15 protein-coding genes and 5 pseudogenes are annotated in these 19,392 nt (G+C 42.9%); 7 read left to right on the top strand and 13 right to left on the bottom strand.

The annotated features are described in order from the left end of the window. Positions 1-210: 210 nt before the first annotated feature. Positions 211-630, bottom strand: a complete 420-nt coding sequence (locus F6K63_RS31095) for a helix-turn-helix domain-containing protein (protein WP_287314157.1) — start codon at positions 628-630, stop codon at positions 211-213. Positions 631-1,286: 656 nt separating this feature from the next. Next, on the bottom strand, positions 1,287-1,544 hold the full coding sequence (locus tag F6K63_RS31090; RefSeq protein ID WP_071107397.1) for a hypothetical protein: 258 nt from the start codon (positions 1,542-1,544) through the stop codon (positions 1,287-1,289). A 470-nt stretch (positions 1,545-2,014) separates the two neighbouring features. Between F6K63_RS31090 and F6K63_RS31085 the strand changes: the two genes are divergently transcribed. Both F6K63_RS31085 and F6K63_RS31080 read left to right on the top strand, forming a co-directional pair. Further along, positions 2,015-2,416 (top strand): endonuclease domain-containing protein, encoded by a 402-nt coding sequence (locus tag F6K63_RS31085; RefSeq protein ID WP_287314156.1) that lies wholly within the window; start codon positions 2,015-2,017, stop codon positions 2,414-2,416. Positions 2,417-2,462: 46 nt separating this feature from the next. Next, positions 2,463-2,708: pseudogene (locus F6K63_RS31080) on the top strand (metal ABC transporter solute-binding protein, Zn/Mn family); the annotation flags it as partial. A 503-nt stretch (positions 2,709-3,211) separates the two neighbouring features. Here F6K63_RS31080 and hisI read toward each other — a convergent pair. From hisI to F6K63_RS31065, 3 genes and pseudogenes are all read right to left on the bottom strand, one after another. Beyond that, entirely contained in the window at positions 3,212-3,697 is a 486-nt protein-coding gene (hisI, locus tag F6K63_RS31075; RefSeq protein ID WP_071107395.1) for a phosphoribosyl-AMP cyclohydrolase, read from the bottom strand. Between the two features lie 244 nt (positions 3,698-3,941). Next, a pseudogene (locus F6K63_RS31070) lies at positions 3,942-4,505 on the bottom strand (RNA-guided endonuclease InsQ/TnpB family protein); the annotation flags it as partial. 103 nt (positions 4,506-4,608) lie between these two features. After that, on the bottom strand, positions 4,609-5,181 hold the full coding sequence (locus F6K63_RS31065; protein ID WP_071107393.1) for a hypothetical protein: 573 nt from the start codon (positions 5,179-5,181) through the stop codon (positions 4,609-4,611). Positions 5,182-5,372: 191 nt separating this feature from the next. Here F6K63_RS31065 and F6K63_RS31060 point away from each other — a divergent pair. The 3 genes and pseudogenes from F6K63_RS31060 to F6K63_RS31050 all read left to right on the top strand — a co-directional run. Continuing rightward, a pseudogene (locus F6K63_RS31060) lies at positions 5,373-5,690 on the top strand (zinc ribbon domain-containing protein); the annotation flags it as partial. 85 nt (positions 5,691-5,775) lie between these two features. Next, positions 5,776-6,855, top strand: coding sequence for a threonine aldolase family protein (locus tag F6K63_RS31055; protein ID WP_287314154.1), 1,080 nt, complete (start codon positions 5,776-5,778; stop codon positions 6,853-6,855). Between the two features lie 45 nt (positions 6,856-6,900). Further along, the gene (locus tag F6K63_RS31050; RefSeq protein WP_287314153.1) at positions 6,901-8,022 is read left to right on the top strand and encodes an RNA polymerase sigma factor; all 1,122 of its coding nucleotides are present in this window, start codon (positions 6,901-6,903) and stop codon (positions 8,020-8,022) included. 14 nt (positions 8,023-8,036) lie between these two features. Here the strand turns inward: F6K63_RS31050 and F6K63_RS31045 are convergent. The 8 genes and pseudogenes from F6K63_RS31045 to F6K63_RS31010 all read right to left on the bottom strand — a co-directional run. After that, positions 8,037-8,291: pseudogene (locus F6K63_RS31045) on the bottom strand (hypothetical protein); the annotation flags it as partial. 455 nt (positions 8,292-8,746) lie between these two features. Next, positions 8,747-9,970: an RNA-guided endonuclease InsQ/TnpB family protein gene (locus F6K63_RS31040; protein ID WP_287314151.1), complete on the bottom strand. Its 1,224-nt coding sequence runs from the start codon at positions 9,968-9,970 to the stop codon at positions 8,747-8,749. A gap of 397 nt (positions 9,971-10,367) precedes the next feature. After that, entirely contained in the window at positions 10,368-11,063 is a 696-nt protein-coding gene (locus F6K63_RS31035; protein ID WP_287314150.1) for a tRNA-dependent cyclodipeptide synthase, read from the bottom strand. Next, on the bottom strand, positions 11,047-11,367 hold the full coding sequence (locus F6K63_RS31030; protein ID WP_287314149.1) for a hypothetical protein: 321 nt from the start codon (positions 11,365-11,367) through the stop codon (positions 11,047-11,049). Before F6K63_RS31030 ends, F6K63_RS31035 begins: the two co-directional genes overlap by 17 nt. Before the next feature lie 237 nt (positions 11,368-11,604). Beyond that, on the bottom strand, positions 11,605-12,084 hold the full coding sequence (locus F6K63_RS31025) for a hypothetical protein (RefSeq protein ID WP_287314148.1): 480 nt from the start codon (positions 12,082-12,084) through the stop codon (positions 11,605-11,607). Positions 12,085-12,383: 299 nt separating this feature from the next. Further along, positions 12,384-12,881: pseudogene (locus F6K63_RS31020) on the bottom strand (vitamin B12 dependent-methionine synthase activation domain-containing protein); the annotation flags it as partial. A 63-nt stretch (positions 12,882-12,944) separates the two neighbouring features. After that, on the bottom strand, positions 12,945-14,102 hold the full coding sequence (locus tag F6K63_RS31015) for an alpha-hydroxy acid oxidase (RefSeq protein WP_071107388.1): 1,158 nt from the start codon (positions 14,100-14,102) through the stop codon (positions 12,945-12,947). Between the two features lie 349 nt (positions 14,103-14,451). After that, positions 14,452-14,613 carry a hypothetical protein gene (locus F6K63_RS31010; RefSeq protein WP_287314146.1) on the bottom strand — a complete coding sequence of 54 codons (162 nt, stop codon included), beginning with the start codon at positions 14,611-14,613 and terminating at the stop codon, positions 14,452-14,454. Positions 14,614-15,105: 492 nt separating this feature from the next. Here F6K63_RS31010 and F6K63_RS31005 point away from each other — a divergent pair, with 492 nt between their 5' ends. Further along, positions 15,106-18,228 carry an NACHT domain-containing protein gene (locus F6K63_RS31005; RefSeq protein WP_287314145.1) on the top strand — a complete coding sequence of 1,041 codons (3,123 nt, stop codon included), beginning with the start codon at positions 15,106-15,108 and terminating at the stop codon, positions 18,226-18,228. A 729-nt stretch (positions 18,229-18,957) separates the two neighbouring features. Then, a complete protein-coding gene (locus tag F6K63_RS31000) occupies positions 18,958-19,203 on the top strand; it encodes a hypothetical protein (RefSeq protein ID WP_008186613.1) in 246 nt (81 codons plus the stop codon). Positions 19,204-19,392 lie beyond the last annotated feature (189 nt).

The raw sequence follows: 19,392 nt of genomic DNA, 5'->3' as shown, positions 1-19,392 counted from the left end.
GGTTTTTTTATGTAAGCATTTAGCTAATGCGCTATGCGCACGCTTCGCGAACAGCTAATGCGCTACGCGCACGCTTCGCGAACAGCTATCAGCTATAAGTCATCAGCTATAAGTCATCAGCTATAAGTCATCAGCAAAAGGCTGACGGCTGACGGCTGACGGCTGAATGCTCAATTCCTACTTACTTATCTAATTTAAATCCACAACAGCTTAGGCGATCACTTGAAACTCAGAAATCGTCTCAATCCATACCCGTGCTCCACAGTGTAGAGGATTATCTGGGCGATACATCACCCGACAAGGGCCATTGACTTCTACGGTATGACCGTAAGTGTTTTTAGATCCGCGTTTTACCGTAATCACGGGATTGCGTTCGCCGGTGTTGTGATTTTGGCGAATCACTTTTTGATTAACGTGGATAACAGCTTTAGTGTAATTTGTGCGCTTTGACCAATTCCGCTTTGGTCCGCGAGTACCAGGGGTGATTACTGGCATGCCATCAAATAAGGGAATTACCCAAGTTCTACCGACCTTATAAGCTCCTTTGACTCTGCCCTTGCTCAACAGGAAACGGACGCGAGTGGCAGAGATACCTAGTAATTCAGCGGCTTGTGCGGTAGAAATCATCATGGCGGTAAAACCATTGCTTTAACGATATTGTTATATTAACACAATTTTGGAGAAGATGCAAGGGGTAGGTGGGAAGGGTGGGGAGTGTGGGAAGGGTGGGGAGTGTGGGGAGTGTGGGGAGTGTGGGGAGTGGGGTTAAAAAAAACTATTGCATTAGCGCCAGAGGTGATGTGGGAGGTGTAGGTGGTAAATATGGGAGGCGTGGGGAGTGTGGGGAGTGTGGGAGGCGTGGGAGGTGTGCGCAGTAGGGTCAAAAAACTATTGCATCCGCACTAGGTGTGATTTGGGTGGTGTAGATGGTTCAAAAAAACTATTGCACTGTCGCAAGTTAGTCTTGAGTCTTGATTAGTGCTGTTAAGTTTTCTAGTAAGTGTGAAGTACATCTAAATTTCTTCCCTACTCCCTGTTCCCTGTTCCCTGTTCCCTGTTCCCTCAATAAAAAAAATTCGGTCAAGTTCTGGTTAATTCCAATGCTTGACCGAATTATTTTTTGTAATTGTCAAAAACCCTAGGGTCCTTGACTATGTGTTCACCAATTCATCAGGAAATTATCCCAATCAACAACATACTAACTTATGGTTCAGACTTCAGACTTCGTACTTTATCCTCAGTTTTGACCTGTCGCCAGGGATTGGCATCCCTGGCAACTTGCTATCTTAATCTACCAACAGATGCCGAATCAATATACTGATCACCTCACCAGGATTTCCGGTAGGTTGAGGAGTGCTCCACTCATGAACTTGGGCGTAGCCACGGCTATAAAGATTATAGATTGTGACCCGGACGGTTTTGGGAGAACCGATCAATATATGTTTGATTTGCTCCCGTCCTGGCTGAGGTTGGCCAAATAATTCCGGGAGATTAGGATTGTTGGGATTATACTCAAAATTTGGAAGAAAGTTTTCGATATCCATAATGTTTTTTTTGCTGTTGTATTGATGACATTTTTATGGTAATAAATAATTATTTATTTTGTCAAGTAATTTTTAATTTTTTTTTGCGACAGGGGGTATATAAAAAAAATTTTTTGCTTTATTTTTGATTAGCGATCGCTTTTAGCGGAAGCTTTGCTTCATCGCGTAGCGTAGCCTACGGTCAATCGCTTACCGCATCAGAGCATTACATTTAATTTTCAAGGTTAATTTGGCGATAGTATTTAATGGAATAGTATTTAAATTGATAGGATATTTATGGGTTCCCGTAGCGGCTCCTAGATACCATCTCTTTCTATCCCATTTACTCGCTTGATCCCCCCCAGCCCCCCTTATCAAAGGGGGGAGTCCGGAAATCTATCTGGAAAGTCCCCCGAGCGAGCAATCCCTCGCTCGGGGGATTTAGGGGGATCAAAACCCACGGCAAAAACCACAAGCTCAATTCTTGTAAAATGTGCGATCGCCAACAAAGACAATTTCATCTACCTTATAACTCCAATTTAGTAACCAGAGCTAGAGAATTAAGGAAAACTATGACACCAGCCGAGAAAAAGCTGTGGTCTGACTATTTAAAAAAATTTCAGTTTAGAGTCTTGCGACAAAGACCGATAGGGAATTTTATTGTTGACTTTTATTGCGCTGCTTTAAAATTAGTGATTGAAGTTGATGGAGAGTCTCATTATACAGAAGCTGGCCTTGCTTATGATCAAGAAAGAAGCCACATTCTTGAAGGTTATGGATTAAAAGTAATTCGATTTACCAATGATGAAGTATTGCACAATTTTGAAGCAGTGTGCGTTCGGATCAGAAGTGAGCTTCGGGAGCATGTCAAATTCGTAGAACAAATGTACTAAAAGAACTCATGACTGCTACTGAAGCCCCGGAAACACTGTAGCCAAGGTTAAATCCCTATCCGAGAGGATTCAGGCGATCGGTGTTCCGATCTTGTTTGCGGAGCTGACCGCCAACGACAAGGTGCTGCGAACCGTGGCAAATGAGGCGGGCGTCAATATTTCAGAGGATGTGCTGAAGGCAGACGGCATCGGGGAAAAGGGCACTCCCGCAGGCAGCTATCAGGGCATGCTGGTTTACAACACCTGCACCATTGTGACCGGCTTGGGGGGCACCTGTTCGGAGTTTAAGTAAGCCCGATGCTTCAGCGGCCTTGCGGCCCATAACTCCTTAGAGTCAGCACAGACATGATATTACCAAAAATTTTGGGTAATCGCGCCCCGTCCTTATAGGACGGCTTTCAATATTTAAGTTAAAACTTGACAGTTTTCGCACTGCGTGTTATAATAAAATTATAAACAAAAAACTAAACACTAGATAAATACTATCTAATCATAAGTAGACAACGTAAAAAATATGTATCAGATACATATTGCGTAATTTGGTCTAACGACTTAAAAGTCTATGAAACAAAATTAGATAAAAAAAGTATCTATCTATATGTAAAAAAAAGGTGAGGTACGGTGGGGCACACCGAAACCTAGGTCGAAGACTAAATACGCTTGTGGAGAGGAGACCTCTATTTTTCCTGGCTCCGGCAAGGGATAACAAGTCACCCCGTAGAAGCAAGAATCCCCCTCCTTCCAGGGCGGGGAGTGTCAATTTGTTCTCCTTAAATAAGAACGGTTGAAGTGAATTTACAATTGTGTTGGGTTGGGAGCATCACCATACACTGTTTTCGGGTCAAAGGTTTTCTCCGTTTCGGTAAATATTAACTGAATTGGTTCTTGGGAATCAATAGCACTTTTTCCCGTAGGAATACAGCGATAAAAACAAGAACGATAACCCACGTGACAACTAGCTCCCGAACCAGCTACTTTAACCTGCATCCATAGACAATCTTGGTCGTCATCAATAGCTAACTGCTGTACTTTCTGTACCAGTCCACTAGATTGACCTTTATGCCATAGCTGCTGACGACTGCGACTGTAATAATGAGCTTCTCCCGTTTCAATGGTTTTAACTAACGCCTCTTCGTTCATATAGGCGTGCATCAGCACTTCACCCGTGTTGACATCCGTGGTAACTACTGGAATCAAACCATTGGCATCAAATTTGGGAGCAAGTAACAAACCTTCTTCTACTTGTTCTACGGAAGTGCGGGCGGTAAATAGGGAATTCATATTAGCTAAATTTTGTAATTTTCATAATCATTATTACATACATTGGTATTGCTTCCTCGCTGCTATAAATTTCTAATACCGCTTCGATTACTGGATTAATAATCCACCGTTATACTAAACTTAGCCAAACTTACCCATACATGGTTGCATGAGCTTTGGAGCTAGCTTCCTGCTTCACTGAAGATCACTGACCGCAGTCTGTAACTTATCTTCTCCACAGGCTTAAATTCGCTTGGAACTCAAGCTACTGATGCACATAGTTTTTCAGGTTGATAGCAGCATTCAAGTCTCTATCAGCTTCAAAACTGCATTCACTACACTCATAAGTTCTCAAGTGCAATGGCATTTTCTGTTGATGCCCACAGTTTGAACATATTTGAGAACTTGGATAATATCTATCTGCTATGACTAATTCACTGCCGTACCATTCACATTTGTATGTAAGCTGACGCTTAAATTCATAAAAGCCACAGTCTGCTATGGCACTTGCTAGTTTATGGTTTTTCAACATTCCACTTACATTCAAGTCCTCAATTACTATGGTGCTGTGGTTTTTAGCTAACCATGTTGTGAGTTTGTGTAGAGCGTCTGCTATGATATCGGCTACTTTCTTGTGAACCTTTGCTAGTTTTTTTACTGCTTTGCGTCGGTTTTTGGAGCCAATAACTTTTTTGCTGACTGCTCGTTGATGACGAATTAATTGTTTTTTGGCTTGCCTATAGGCTTTGATATTGGCAAATTTAGTTCGATCAGAACAGGTTGCTAATGTATTTATGCCTATGTCTACACCTATAGTTTCTCTTACTTTTATCGCAGCACCAATCGCAATTCCGATGGCGACACCAACATCGATGTTGTCAATGGCCACCCCGATTAGCTCCACCCTAGATCCAGAAGAGCCAAAGTTAAAGTCACAATGTTAGATGAAAGCGCTGCGTGATTTGAGGTGACTCCCCTGAAAAGATGTGGGTTTGCTGACCCAATGTTGTGTCCGAAACAGATTCATCTTTATGATGTATGGAAAGCGCAAACAGTCTGCCACTCAGTGGCCGAAACCGGTGCACAAGACTACCACAGAATTCAAACTCAAGAAACACTGGCCCCTCACACTCAAAGATCTCATGCCTTGGCTGTAGAAAAGATGCAGGGTTCTCAAAAACCGAAATTCTCAGGCCTCTATCGGCAATAAAGAACACTCGACGCGCAGATAACATCGGATCCTCTGTTGAAAACGAATGCCAGTGATATTGCTGATCAGGTAGGCATTCCAAAATCCAAGAACTTCCAGTCGGAACGTGGCTCTTCTCCGAAGCCGCTTGATCGAGTACAGAATAATTACTGAGCCTCGTGTAAACTTCAGAAGCAGCCTCAAAGACTTTACTTTCTTGGCCTCGAAGCTTAAGGAACGTTTCAAAGCTTAAAATTTGCTGTTCAACAAGCGCTTCGCTGTTCGATATAACAGTTGCAACTGCAAGACTACTCATTTTAAATCAATTCCTCCACGGGATCGGGTTGATGTGGTCTATCACAAAGTATAGAACCTATAAGGGTAGGAGAGTATCAATTGTTACCAAATTAGCTCACTCATAGCTGAAAATTTTTGCCAAAAATGAATTAAAACAGTATAATTTGGTATAAATACAAGTAAAACCATATACTAATCTTAACACATATCCGAACATGCCTAGAAGGAAAAGCTGAAAAATACGGTCGTGATTTTAGAGTAATTAGCCGTTGGGAACCTACTTCTCAAAAATGTTCATATTGTGGTTTCCGTGGAGGTCAATTAGACCTTTCAGTGAGAGAGTGGGAGTGTCTCAACTGTGGAGCAAAACATGACCGAGACAAAAATGCAGCAATAAATATATTAGTCGCGGGCGGGCAGTCCGAGACTTTAAACGGACATGGAGGCAAGCATAACCCACCCCCATCCCCTCCCGGGAGGGGAGCAAGAGGGGTGGGTGCAGCAGCCAAAGAAACGTCAACCCGCTGAGGGGCTTCGGCTCGGTAGGAATCCCCGCGCCTTTAGGCCGGGGAGGATGTAAAATGTTTTTCTATACATGAGGTAAATTTAGATAATGGATAATATTGATCTGGTTAATTCAGATAAGTCAATTCGATTTACAGCAGATGGAATTCAAATGTCTCCACTTGCATACTCGCAGCTTCTGTATAAGCTTACAAAAAGCAGAAATATTGAACGTGATGTATATTCACTTGGCGGTATTATTAGTGAGTTTGAAGCCAAATTTGCTGATTTACTTGGCAAAGAGACTGCCGTTATGATGCCATCAGGAACGCTATCCAATCAAATCGCAATTCGGGAACTTGCTAATCATAAAGGAAGAGTGCTTGTCCAAAAAGAAAGTCATATCTACAATGATTCAGGTGATTGTTTACAAACGCTCAGCAGATTAAACTTAATACCACTTGCTCCGGATCAAGCTACATTTACTTTGGACGATGTGAAGCAAGTTATTGACAAAGCGAAAACAGGTAAAGTTGTAACAGAAGTGGGTGTCATTTCTATTGAAAGTCCAGTGCGAAGAAAGTACAATGAAATTTTCAACTTTGAAGAAATGAAGAAAATTTCAACTTTTGCCAAAGATCAAGGTATTAGGCTCCACTTAGATGGAGCAAGATTATTTATTGCATCCACTTTTTCTGGTATATCGCCTCATGAGTACGCTTCTTTGTTTGATACAGTTTATGTTTCACTGTTTAAATATTTCAATGCTGGCTTTGGAGCAATATTAGCCTGTTCTAACGAGTTCGCAAAAGATTTATACCATGTACGGCGAATGTTTGGGGGTAATATATTTCAAATGTGGCCATCTGCGGTCATAGCCCTCAACTTTCTTGATACATTTATGGATGAACTGAGAATGGCTATCAAGCTAGCAGATGATTTTTTTGATTTAATCCATAAAAATCCATCTTTCAAGGTTGAGAAAATTCCCAATGGTAGTAATGTCTTTAAATTGCATGTATCTGATGTTGATTTGGATACGTTTAGGGATACGTTGGAAAAGAAAAATGTTTATCTTCCAGAGCCAGAAACTGATAGCAATACTTTCTTGCTTAGAATCAATGTAACCTTGAATCGCATCTCTGCGGATAGACTGGCACAAATATTTATAGAATCATTACACGCTTAGAGTAAAAACGATCGATCCCGCACTCCAAATACAAGACGAAACTTAATGGAAAATGCTGTAACAGAGAACGATCGTTCCCATCTAATCTCTCAGTTTTGGCAGCAATGGCAAGAAAGTCGAGGCCAACTTTATCGCTGCTGTCTCAAGATGATGAATTTTAACCCAATGGATGCCGAGGATGCTCTTAGTATGGCAATGGTAAAAGCTTGGGAAAAAGTGCAAAAGTTCGGGGAAAAAATTACTAATTTAAAGGCTTGGTTGTATCAGGTGACTCGTAATTTTTGCATCGATCTGATCCGCAAACGTTCTTGTGGTGCTGTGGGTGTTGAAAGTATTGAATGGGTGGGTAATACTGAGGAAGTTATTACTACAGGAACGGTTGAATGTCCAGAGTCGGTTCTGGAGAGAGAGGAGAGGTCCGAACGGATACGAGGGGCGATCGCTGAGTTGCCGGAAAAGTTGCGGGGGACGTTTATTTTGCATTTTTATCGGGAGCTTTCCCATCAAGAAATTGCCGAACAGCAAGGGATATCTTATGATAATGTCTGCAAGCGGATATCTTTGGCACGGAAACAGCTTAAAGAGAAGTTGAGTGCCTATTTTCGAGATTCGGAGTCGGAAGTTGGGGCCAACCACCATTCGTCCCAACAGATGTCAGTAGAGAGTCAGTCTCCTACCCCAGAAGAAAATGGGGAAAAGCAGCAGCAGATAAGGTCGCAAGACGATAAGAATGTGTTGGAGACGGAGACTGTATCGGTTGAAAGTGATATAGCTAACATTCAACCATTTTCAAATAATAATGCTACATTTAGTTGCCATTCCATTACTCCATCAGGCGATCGCTCTATTTCTCCATCACAACCAGAGGTAGAAAAGTCAGAGAGTGTTGATAGTTTTGGAGAGTTAGATAGAGTCCGGATAATTAGTGATGAAAAAACTTATCCTCGTTACACAGGGGAAATCTCTCTATTTTATCCTTTACCCGCTCCCTTATTTATAAGTATTCAACCGGATATGAGATTAAAAGCGATCTTTGGGTTGAATATTACTGATGTGGTTAATATTAGTAGATGTCCACCTTTATTATCTAGACTTTCTGTTTTTTGGCAGAGTTTGATGCAGGGTGTGGGATGGAAAAGTTGTGTTGGGGCGATCGCTAGATATTAGAGTTGCTGCCCTACAGGAGCCGCTAACCAGGCATTCAGGAACGGCGCAAGGCGAGAACGTCCGACAAAATGGGTTTTGAATGATTCTCCGCCAACCCCCAATGTTGGAGAATTTGTGCTACAAACTATCGCACCGCGCTTCTGACTGAGATGACCAGCCCAAGCATTATAGCCAATGACCAACAACTTACTGGCAATAAAATCTTGATGCCAATTCGATCCATCGTTACCTGCTTCCTCGCTCCGGCGGGCAGGACGGTCAGAAAACAGAAAGTGATCGAGAGCACAGACATGATGCTTCAAATGGTTGCCTGCGGACGCGGAGTGACGGCTCTACCACGGTCGAGATCAAAAAAATTAGTGCTAACTCGAAAAATTCAGAAATTGGGTTTGGAAATCGTCTTAAGAGTGTAAGGAGAGAGGATCGAAATTAACATTTTGTCTAAACTCCAATGAATAAGTCAAGCACGAGGAAACACAGAAGGAGGACTACATTACATGATAGGAAATAGGCCACAGAATATTAGTGAAATTACTAATGAGGCATTTTGGGAACAGTGGTTGTTTGCAATTGGCCGCGCGGGTAGGCTGGGAGATATACTTGTAGTTAGTACTGACCAAACCCGTTGGGACCACATACAGGAGAGACATATAGACGTAATAGTTGGTAAAAGTATAGTCAAATATAGACAGACTGAATTTCATTTCAGAAATTCCTTTCACTTTCACTTTGAGAGATTAATTCTCCTGGGGTGAACTACGCACCTCTCTATCCCATAGCGAGTAAACGCATTTGGGAATGCTTTTCTGAGAATATTGTAGGAACCCATTACATCGGATTGACAGAGAAATCCTCCATCTGTACGATATAAACCTCGCTTGATTCTTTTTCCTGAAAAAACTGGTTTTTCAGTTATCTGTCCATAAACTGGGAGCGGATCATTATTGAAAAAGTTAGAAGCACTAGTATAGGATTCTTCTTGAAGAATCACATGTATTCCTACTAATTGACATTTGTAAGTAATCATGTCAATTAATCTAGCATGGGGAATAGTCACAAATTTTTGGTTATTGACTTTCCCTAAGTTTACCTCTTGTTTCCAACCGAGATTATTACCAATGACTAAAGTGGTAATTTGTTCCTGGGTCAAGAGATTCACTAAATAACGACTAGCCTTGTGAAGATAATCATCTACTTTCTGATTTCGACAGCGAGTGAGACGGCTAATTCTTTGAGAGCTGTGACGATTACCAATTAATCTTGATTGTAGGAAAGCACGACGTTGGTTATAAAATTGGTTCAGGCTTTTTAACGGTCTGCCATTAATCAACAAAGGAGTAAAATCCGGTTGATTTGAAGTTACAGCCATCAAATTATCTACACCCAAATCTATTGCTGCTATCCTGTCATTAGGGACTAAGAACTGTTCATTTTTTTCATAAATTACCTCGATTACATAACAATCATATTGGGGGACAATTCTCACTTCAGCTATCACAGAAGCTACTCTAGTAGTCAACTCAATTGAAGTCCCCGATAGTTTGACAAAACCTGTTCTTAGAGCAATTTTACTAAGAGCTTGAATCGTATAAACTAAAAGATTTCTACCCTTTTTTTTATCTTTGTAACCGGGGATTTTCGGTTGACCCAGAAACTTATCGGGATTAGTCTTAAATGCTGATGAAGCTTGAAAAAATGATTTCCAGTTACGGTCTAATCCTCTTAATACTTGCTGTGATACTTTAGCGGGTAAGGCTCGATATTGCTCGTTATTTTTCATCAAGGAAGCCATCTGATTATAAGTCAAATAGCCATGGCCATAAATCAAATTTTGACGGATTATATAATTAGCACAGTTGTAAAGATTTTTCGACTGCCAAGATAAATTATCTATCTGGGTCCAAAATCGATGCCCTTTCTTAATAATGTGTCTTTCTGCTAGTAACATTACTGTCTGTTAGGCTCTAGCTGTAGCATATTGTGAAAGCTTCATGTCTACATGATAGCATAGATGACCAAGTTTGACTATATTTTTAGTGAAACTTTACGATACCTCAGGATGTTAATGTCGGGGTGTTCGCTTGTAACGTGCAGATGCTGCGTAATCTCATCGAACAATCGTGTAATAACGTCGGCAATATCTATGCCGCGAACCCTCTTGCCATTCAGGATCATGGTCGTCAAATTGTCAGAATGTCCATCCGTGTAGAGGTCCCGCCTGAGCTGCTTGTGAATTTCCATGGGGCTATCGGCACAACGGTACATCAAGAGGAAGGTTTTAATGTTGAGCAATACTTGTGGAGCTAGGAATGCAGTCTAATGGGGGGAGCGTCTGCTTTTGGCCCCTAACTTTTGGCCCCAGGTATTGCTGAGCTACTAGTAGGGTGTCCATCAGAACTCAAGAAGAGGTGTTTAATCTGACATTTGTATTCAATATCATGAAACAATCCATATCTACCAGCAACTATTCCTTTTGCAATCTCATCCATGGCTTCGCCATGATAAGTTGGATAGACCATAGACGAATAAATTTTGTTCTTGTATCGGATTCCTTCAAGAAGAGTTGGGAGCTCAGAAATTAAGTAGGTAGACAGGTAATGAACAGAAGCCATATCATCACCCTTCCCTCTTCCCCTGGCAAACTTCCTAGCTATATCTTCTAGATCTTTTTGGAAGATTGTGTTTTGGATGAACTGTGAAAATATTTTCATGTAGGCATTCCAGTAGCCACGATCAAGGATTTGATTCCAGGTTATAATGTCAATAAATTCTATGCTTCCAGACCAGGACGCGAGCCCTACTTTGATGCACTCAATGAACGTTTCAGACTCTTGATAAACCTTCTTGCTGAGAGTGTCATGACTTCCACTCTCAAATACTCTGAGATTGATGAGGTTTAATTGGTCAGCTACTAAAAATACCAAGCGACGGCACTCAAACTCAGAAGCTGCAAAATCAAGAATGTACTTCACCCCTTGAGGAGTGAGGGTCTTATTTGCGAGACTAATTCCAACGAAGACGTTACTATATGATGTAAGCATTAACTTGCATATCCTTTTGGGTGTATACTCTTGTCCCTAAAATCGTTATCGCCTTTAATACCAAAGCATCCAAAGACGACCACCATTCTATTAACTTCTCCTCACCTCGAATCAAGCGCAACTCCCGAAATTGAAAATTGCCCGAAAGAATTTGCGCCAGTAGAATGGGCTTTTTCTCATGCCACCATCGTCTGACCTGCCAGACATCGGCATTAGGATGGTAATGTTCGCGTTTTTTACACAACCATTGATAAGCAGTATCGATAACCTCGTCGGAGGCTATTTTTTCGATAAGAGTCGGCATTGAGGTAAATGCTGTGTGCTTTGTCGCCGATAGGACAAGAGTATTTCGGAGAATCGACCGTTACTCTGCAAAGATGGTCTATATGACTACACCTATTCCATTATTAGATATAATCCCATAAAAAGCAGAGCTTGTCTACTTCGCAAGAGTTGAGAATAGCTGAATTCCCTTTTCAATAACGCTAAGGCTCCAAGGGAAGAGATTGACAGGAAAAGGTTTGCTGCATTTGGCGTTGTCCTAACCTCCCAGGCGGTTGCTATAACTACAAAGCTTTTCCGCTTGCCGAACACTAACTCCTGGCTGGAATTCATCCCAAGTCTTACGTACTTGCTCGTAGCATTGAGGTGGTGTAATGGGTAGGTTTTTCAAGTAAAAGAACGTTGCCTGATCGAAAGACTCCAGCAACAATACAACTTCTGTTGTTGGAGAATAATTATCGACAACTTCCAAGATGTGAGCAATCATAAAGTGATGGGGCAAAATTGCCGTTTTAGGAGCCGTTAACCAGGCATTCAGGAACGGCGCAAGGCGAGAACGTCCGACAAAATGGGTTTTGAATGATTCTCCACCAACCCCCAATGTTGGAGAATTTGTACTACAAACGATCGCACCGCGCTTCTGACTGAGATGACCTGCCCAAGCATTATAGCCAATGACCAACAAATTACTGGCAATAAAATCTTGATGCCAATTCGATATATCGTTTACTTCACTCATGTATAACCTCTATTTTGAAAGCCAATCCAGCTTGTAGGGTGCGTTAGGCAGAGCCGTAACGCACCGCAGAGTCAGGTTTTGATGCGTTACGCTATCGCTAACACATCCTACAGAAACCTAGCAATTATCAATAAAAATTAGTGCCACGCCAGTAGGGTGCGTTACGGCTCTGCCTAACGCACCGCAGAGTCAGGTTTTGATGCGTTACGCTATCGCTAACACATCCTACAGAAACCTAGCAATTATCAATAAAAATTAGAGGCCGCCTGGATTTCAGCGCGACCCCATTGTCGATAAATCTAAGCACTAAAATATCTAGCGACAGGATGGTAGCTTACAAAAGCAGTGGTGGTTTGCTCTGGATAAAGCTGTTCGCTCTCATCAATCGATATCCCAATGCGATCGCATCCCAATAATTGCAACTGTGGCACTTGATCGATGACCACCGGACAAGCTGGATAGCCAAAACTATACCGAGAACCCTGATACCTTTGGGCTAATACATCGCGAATGTTATCAGGCTCTAAATCTCCATAGCCTAATTCCCGCCGAATCCTGGCATGACTCCATTCTGCCAAGGCTTCCGCCAACTGCACCGCCATTCCGTGGAAATAGAGATAATCGGTGTACTGGTTGCTTTGATAGAGTTCCTGTGCTTTCTGGGTGGCAATTTCTCCCATAGTGACTGCCTGCATAGGCAAGACATCAAATTGATTGTGTTCTAGGGGGCGGATGAAATCAGCAATGCACAGCCGACGCCCGGATTTCTGACGGGGGAATGTCCAAGATTTGTAGGGTGGGCAAGCCTAGGTCGGAAAATTCTCAATTCTTTCATTAGACCTTGCCCACCCTACGCAGCTTCATCGTGAGTGATGAAAGCGTAGATTATCTCTACTCAATTGATCGAGCTTGGTCACTCCCATCAATTTCATATCACGCTCAATCTCAGTGCGCATATTACCTAAAGCACGCTCAACTCCTGCTCTCCCAGCAGCGGCCAATGCAAAAAGATATAATCGCCCACCTGAACATGCTTTAGCTCCAACAGATAGGGCCTTCAGCACATGGGTACCGCGCTGAATACCACCTTCGCAAATGACATCAATTTTATCCCCAACAGCATCACAAATTTCTGCGAGTTGATCGAAGGGGCTGCGCGAACCATCGAGCTGACGGCCACCGTGGTTAGAAACCATAATACCCGTACAACCAATATCAACAGCACGCTTGGCATCTTCCACACTCATTATCCCTTTCAGTGCAAACTGCCCATTCCACTGTGAGCAGAGTTTTTCAGCATCATTCCAATTCATGGATTGATCTAGCATCGTTGAGAAGTAATCGCCAACAGAGACTGCTAAATTCGTTCCCGCCGAGACATGACCAGACAAGTGGGGCATATCGAACTTTTCTTTTGTGAAAAAGTTCCAAGCCCATACTGGGTGAGTCGCAAAACTTATTAAGGAGTCAAGGGTTAATTTTGGTGGCGAGGTAAATCCCGTTCGCAGATCCCGTTCGCGATTGCCACCAGTAATGGTATCGACGGTTAATGCCAACACATTAAAGTTCGCTGCTCGTGCGCGTTCAAGCAACGCATCATTCAAGCCACGGTCTTTATGGAAGTAGAACTGAAACATCTTCGGCGTGTTTGCGATTTCTGCGATTTCTTCAACGGTTACTGTCGCAAGTGTTGACACCCCAAACATTGTGCCATATTTTGCAGCAGCTCTCGCAACCGCACGTTCTCCTTCGTGATGAAAAAGGCGTTGCAATGCTGTCGGGGCACAGTAGATAGGCATTTCTAGTTTTTGCCCCATCACCTCAACTGACATATCCACATTTTCCACACCGACAAGCACGTTCGGAATAAGATCGCAGTCTTCATAGGCTTGAGTGTTGCGCCGATAGGTCTGTTCATCATCAGCCGCTCCATCGATGTAATTAAAAATTGGTCCTGGTAGTCGGCGTTTCGCTAATTTTCGGAAATCCTGAAAATTGTGACAGTCATTCAATCTCATAAAATACCTCAGTCAGATTTATGTTTACTTGGGGTAAAAGTAGCGAGTCTGTCACCAACCGTCACGCAGCGTCTAAAAGTCTTGCTGTGAATTTGGGTAGTGATAAACATGTAGTGATGGCTTAATCAACCCGAACAAATAGCTCCTAGGTGATTTTCTAATTTTTTTTAAAATGACAACGTTTTCCGTTCCCAGGCGACTAATCCTTTGTCTTAATGTATTAGACTTCTTGCAGAAGTCGGGAACAGGGAACAGGGAACAGGGAACAGTGGACAAGAATTGACATAAACACGATCATAAAAATACTTTTGCAAGAGGTCTATTGTTTAATCTTTCAATATGATTAGTTTTACCCGTTTGTTTTTCTACCGGCTTGTGACGTTGTCTTGATGCAATAGCGAGTGGGGGAAACCACGGCAATAGCGAGTGGGGGGAACCACGGCAATAGCGAGTGGGGGGAACCCCCAAGACCGTAATGGTGCTTTTTCCGTTGGCGAATTAAATTCGCCACGGGTCGCACCTCTGCCTTCCCAAGACCGCGCTGCATCGCTTTTTAACTGTTTGCTCACAATTACAGTAAGGGCAATTGGGTCGCGTTATTAAATCTGAAACTGTATTCATTGTTACAAGGCTTGATTGAACACTTTATAAAGTTTTTTACTAATAAAAATTTAGCAGTTTCCTAATAATTTATTAATCAGTATTTATTATAATTTAGATAAATAATACTGATTAATGATATTAAAATTGTTATATTTTTCTATAAAAAAATGCCTTATTTAATGTCAATGTAATGTTGGATCACTACTTATTTATCACTCCCACATTTTTTTAGAGAGTAGGAATTAGGTTAAGTGCTTTACCGCAGTAGCTCCTAGCTACCATTGCTTTCTCGAAAATTAACCAATTAATTGTAAAAAAGTATTACAGTTTTTTTGACTATTATCGATTACTTGTTACCCGGGCTATAATTGAAGTAATTGAAGAACATAATTAGATATCAATGATAGAAGCATTGTCACTTGTAACCGGTTGGGCAATCCCGAAAATAGGGGAATCCTTGTTAGAGATTGTTTCGGGAAAAGGATGGGATAGCTTAAGTCAAGCTCTGACGAAAAGCGATGTAGAGAAGGCAATCAAAGCGGGAGAAGACGCAGTTAAGGAATGGGAAAAACAACTGGAACCGAGCCAACTGTTATTTTTTCACGCTCCACCGGATGGATTGCATGGAGTTAAAAGTTTTTTGCAGGGCTATTTTACTAACTCGGCGGTTTTGGAACAATTACATAAACCGTTAATTAATCAAGGGAAGCCAGACCGGGATATTTTAATCAGGGTATTTCAACAAGAAGCAGAAACGAATAATATTAAACTAAATCAAGATAGTCTCACGCCTTGGATAGAGACGTTTGTTAATGCTTATTTTCAGCATACTGTTACTTATCTAAAATTTCAGGTAGCTAAACAGGATTATTGTGAGCAGTTAGCTAACTGGTTTGATGATGTCAAGTTTGCTGGCATTGCTGTGCCTGGGCAAGAAGTAGAGAAATCGGAGAAGTTAGCGCAAATTTTTGTAATGCCCGATGTGGTGGAAGAGGTATCAACTGCTGGCGGTTGGGAGCGGGAGTTGTTAGCAGGAGAAAGTGGGGAAAAGCCGGAAAGGGCGTTGTTGGAAAAGACGACTGGACGGAAATTCTTGGCTCAGCAGCTATTGAGCCAAAGTCAGTCGAGACGAGTGGTGATATTGGGTGCGCCTGGTTCGGGAAAAACCACGTTGATGAGTTATTTTGCGGTAATGTTGGCTGAGAGCAAAGCTGAGGTTTTGGGATTAGATGGTGATACGGACTGGCTACCGATTTTAATTAGGATGCGAGATTTTGGGATAAATCTCGATAAAAACCTGATCGACTATGCTCGTGGGTTTGCGGAAAACACGATGTCAGTGCAACGGTTACCAGTTGGATTTTTTGAGCATTGGTTGTCTGATGGTAGGGCGTTGATATTGCTGGATGGTTTGGATGAAGTAGCAGAAGAGGCTAAACGCAATGATGTAGTCAGGCGCATCGAGAATTTTTTAGGACAGTTTGACAGAAATCGCGCTATTATTACATCTAGACCGGCTGGTTATCGACGGGACTTTTTCCGCACTGAGGACTTTCCCCACTATCAAATTGAACCCTTTGATGATAGCAAGATTTCCGCGTTTATTGATAACTGGTATAACAGTCGCTTTCAAGACCAAGCAGAAGCTGAAAGGCGCAAGGATAGTTTACGAAAGGCTCTCGATGATAATGACCGGATTAAGCTATTGGCACGGAATCCGTTATTGTTGACAATTATTGCATTAATTCATCGGTATCAAGCGGTTTTGCCCAAGGAACGCTATAAGCTTTATGACAAAGCAGTGGAAACCTTGTTAACCTCTTGGGATGCTAATAAAGAGTTAAGTAGTGATAAGTGGTTGACCTATTTGAGTTTGGATGACTTACGCCGATTGATGGAATGGTTGGCGTATTGGATTCATTCTCAGGGAAATGCTGAAGATAAGGATAGTGGCACGCTTATTGATCAAGATGATTTGATTAACCAATTGGCTGAGCAGATTAAAACCTTGAAGCAGGTGGATTTGTATAAAGCCAAGCAAGAGGCGAAACGGTTTGTGGAGTTGATTCGGAAGCGCACGGGTTTGTTGAATGAACAGGGGCAAGATTGTTATGGTTTTGTCCATAAGACCTTTCAGGAATATTTGTGTGCTCAGGAGATTAACTATCAAGCGGAGAATGAGTATAATTTCGATATTGTTTTGAATCATATTCGGGAGCATTTACATGACTCCCACTGGCGCGAAGTGTTATTATTGCTGATAGCACAACAAAAACCGAAAAATGCGGCAAAGGCGATTAATGCACTTTTGAATAATAAGAGTAACTATGAGCACTGGTTACATCGGGATTTGTTGTTTGCTGGTAATTGTTTGGGAGAAGACCCGAAAAATTTACGAAGTACTGATAGTGAGTTAGTTCAAGATATTTTGGAGCGGTTGGTTGAGTTGGAGGTGAGTAGTGAGGAGCGGGTTGGTGAGAAGATTCGCGAGCAGGTTTTTCAGATAATTTGTAGTTTGTATGAAACGGATTTTGAGGCACAGGTATTGGAATTGTTGAAGGAAGAATTCCATCGAATTGATGACATACGATTGCTGAACTATCGACACGAGTTAGGGGAAAAATATCAGGTAATTACAATATTGTTGACACGACTAAAGCATGATGATTTTGTTGTGCGTAGGAGGGCAGCCGATGCCTTGGGCAAATTGGGCAATAGCTCAGAAACTGTAATAAACGCCCTGCTAGCAGGACTTCAGGATGATGATTCTGATGTGCGTTTGAGGGCAGCGGAAGCCTTGGGTCAATTGGGCAACAGCTCAGAAACGGTAGTCAACGTCCTCATAGCACTAGTAAAAGATGATCACTCTTTTGTGCGTTGGAGGGCAGCCAATGCCTTGGGCAAATTGGGCAACAACTCAGAAACTGTAATCAACGCCCTCCTGGCAAGGCTAATGAATGATCATTCTCTTGTGCGTTTGAGGGTAGCGGAAGTCTTGGGCCAATTGGGCAACAGCTCAGAAACCGTAATCAACGCCCTCATAGCAGGGCTAATGGATGATGATTCTGTTGCGCGTGTGATAGCAGCCAATGCCTTGGGCAAATTGGGCAACAACTCAGAAACTGTAATCAACGCCCTGCTAGCAGGACTTCAGGATGATGATTCTGATGTGCGTGTGACGGCAGCCAATGTCTTGGTCAATTTGGGCAACAGCTCAGAAACTGTAATCAACGCCCTCATAGCAGGACTTCAGGATGATGATTCTGATGTGCGTGTGAGTGCAGCGGAAGCCTTGGGCAATTTGGGCAACATCTCAGAAACGGTAGTCAACGCCCTCCTAGCACTACTAATGGATGATGATTATGATGTGCGTAAGGACGCAGCCAATGCCTTGGGCAAATTGGGCAAAACATCTAATCATATTCTCCCTACTGTAATTGAATGGATTGAACAACACCAGGATTCAGAGTATGTGGGCAGTGGTATTGATGCCTTGTGGGATTTGGTGGTAGGACGGGAGTAGGGAATTTAGAATTTAGAATTTAGAATTTAGAATTTAGAATTTAGAATCGGGAGTGGGGAGTCGGGAGTGTAATGGATCAAGAGGATAGTTTTTGTTGAATGCGATCGCTTTTAGCGTGGCCTACGGCCAATCGCGTAGCGTGACCAAAAGTCAATCGCGTAGCGTGACCATTCCCGTAGCGTGGCCGAAAGGCCAAGGTCAATCGCTAAAAGCGATGGTCGGTACGAGCTGCTATGGGAACGCATCAGCTACAGAGCCCTTGGGTGGTGCGTTACGGGGCGGACTATCCCAACTCTGACGGTGCGTTACGGGACGGGCTATCCCAACTCTGGCTACGAGGCAGAAAATGAGGGCGAGCCCGCCCCTAACGCACCCTACGCACTGTTCCCTGTTCCCTACGCGAACTAATAATCAGTGTTCCAGGTCTTTATAGCGGTTTTTAATCTAGTAAGGTACAAGTTTTTGAGGTGCGACCCGTGGCGAATTTAATTCGCCAAGGTCAAGCGCACCTAAGGTTTTAGGGAGCAGGGAGCAGGGAGCAGGGAGCAGGGAGCAGGGAGCAGGGAAGAGGGAAAAAAATATGTGTACCTCATGAGGATAAAAAGCGCTATAGTAATTAATATCAACGTGGACTAACCCCCACCTGGACGAACGCGCCCCGCGTGGCCTACGGCCAGGTGGGGGAATGCGTCACACGGTCTGTTCAAACAGCGGTGTCAAGATTTAGATTTGCCTTCGGACTTTTATCAACCAATCTTGCTCCATGCCAAAATTAATGACGATGGAGCACATGAAGACATTACCGAGGTTTTGTTGGCAGACGTAGCCTATGTTTCACCAGAAGACCAATTAGTGGTAAAGAAGAACATGACTGCTCTGATGGAATCTATGGTGCTACGGACTCACGAGATTTTGGATTATTATGGCAATCCACAGAACCGAATTCCCCGCTGTTTTGATAGCATAGGGTGCTAAGCATTCAGCCCTCAGCCCTCAGCGGTCAGTGGTCAGCCCTCAGCCCTCAGCCCTCAGCCCTCAGCCCTCAGCCCTCAGCCCTCAGCCCTCAGCCCTCAGCCCTCAGCCCTCACCCCTCAGCCCTCAGCCCTCAGCCCTCAGCCCTCAGCCCTCCGCCCTCAGCCCTCAGCCCTTAGCAGACAAAAAACA

This window comes from Moorena sp. SIO1G6 (assembly GCF_010672795.1).
Lineage (GTDB): Bacteria > Cyanobacteriota > Cyanobacteriia > Cyanobacteriales > Coleofasciculaceae > Moorena > Moorena producens.
This window is presented reverse-complemented; position numbering and strand designations above follow the sequence as displayed.

Coding starts and splice junctions, on each gene's coding strand:
- F6K63_RS31095 (WP_287314157.1), bottom strand. CDS start 630: ATGATGATTTCTACCGCACAAGCCGCTGAATTACTAGGTATCTCTGCC.
- F6K63_RS31090 (WP_071107397.1), bottom strand. CDS start 1,544: ATGGATATCGAAAACTTTCTTCCAAATTTTGAGTATAATCCCAACAAT.
- F6K63_RS31085 (WP_287314156.1), top strand. CDS start 2,015: ATGTGCGATCGCCAACAAAGACAATTTCATCTACCTTATAACTCCAAT.
- hisI (WP_071107395.1), bottom strand. CDS start 3,697: ATGAATTCCCTATTTACCGCCCGCACTTCCGTAGAACAAGTAGAAGAA.
- F6K63_RS31065 (WP_071107393.1), bottom strand. CDS start 5,181: ATGAGTAGTCTTGCAGTTGCAACTGTTATATCGAACAGCGAAGCGCTT.
- F6K63_RS31055 (WP_287314154.1), top strand. CDS start 5,776: ATGGATAATATTGATCTGGTTAATTCAGATAAGTCAATTCGATTTACA.
- F6K63_RS31050 (WP_287314153.1), top strand. CDS start 6,901: ATGGAAAATGCTGTAACAGAGAACGATCGTTCCCATCTAATCTCTCAG.
- F6K63_RS31040 (WP_287314151.1), bottom strand. CDS start 9,970: ATGTTACTAGCAGAAAGACACATTATTAAGAAAGGGCATCGATTTTGG.
- F6K63_RS31035 (WP_287314150.1), bottom strand. CDS start 11,063: ATGCTTACATCATATAGTAACGTCTTCGTTGGAATTAGTCTCGCAAAT.
- F6K63_RS31030 (WP_287314149.1), bottom strand. CDS start 11,367: ATGCCGACTCTTATCGAAAAAATAGCCTCCGACGAGGTTATCGATACT.
- F6K63_RS31025 (WP_287314148.1), bottom strand. CDS start 12,084: ATGAGTGAAGTAAACGATATATCGAATTGGCATCAAGATTTTATTGCC.
- F6K63_RS31015 (WP_071107388.1), bottom strand. CDS start 14,102: ATGAGATTGAATGACTGTCACAATTTTCAGGATTTCCGAAAATTAGCG.
- F6K63_RS31005 (WP_287314145.1), top strand. CDS start 15,106: ATGATAGAAGCATTGTCACTTGTAACCGGTTGGGCAATCCCGAAAATA.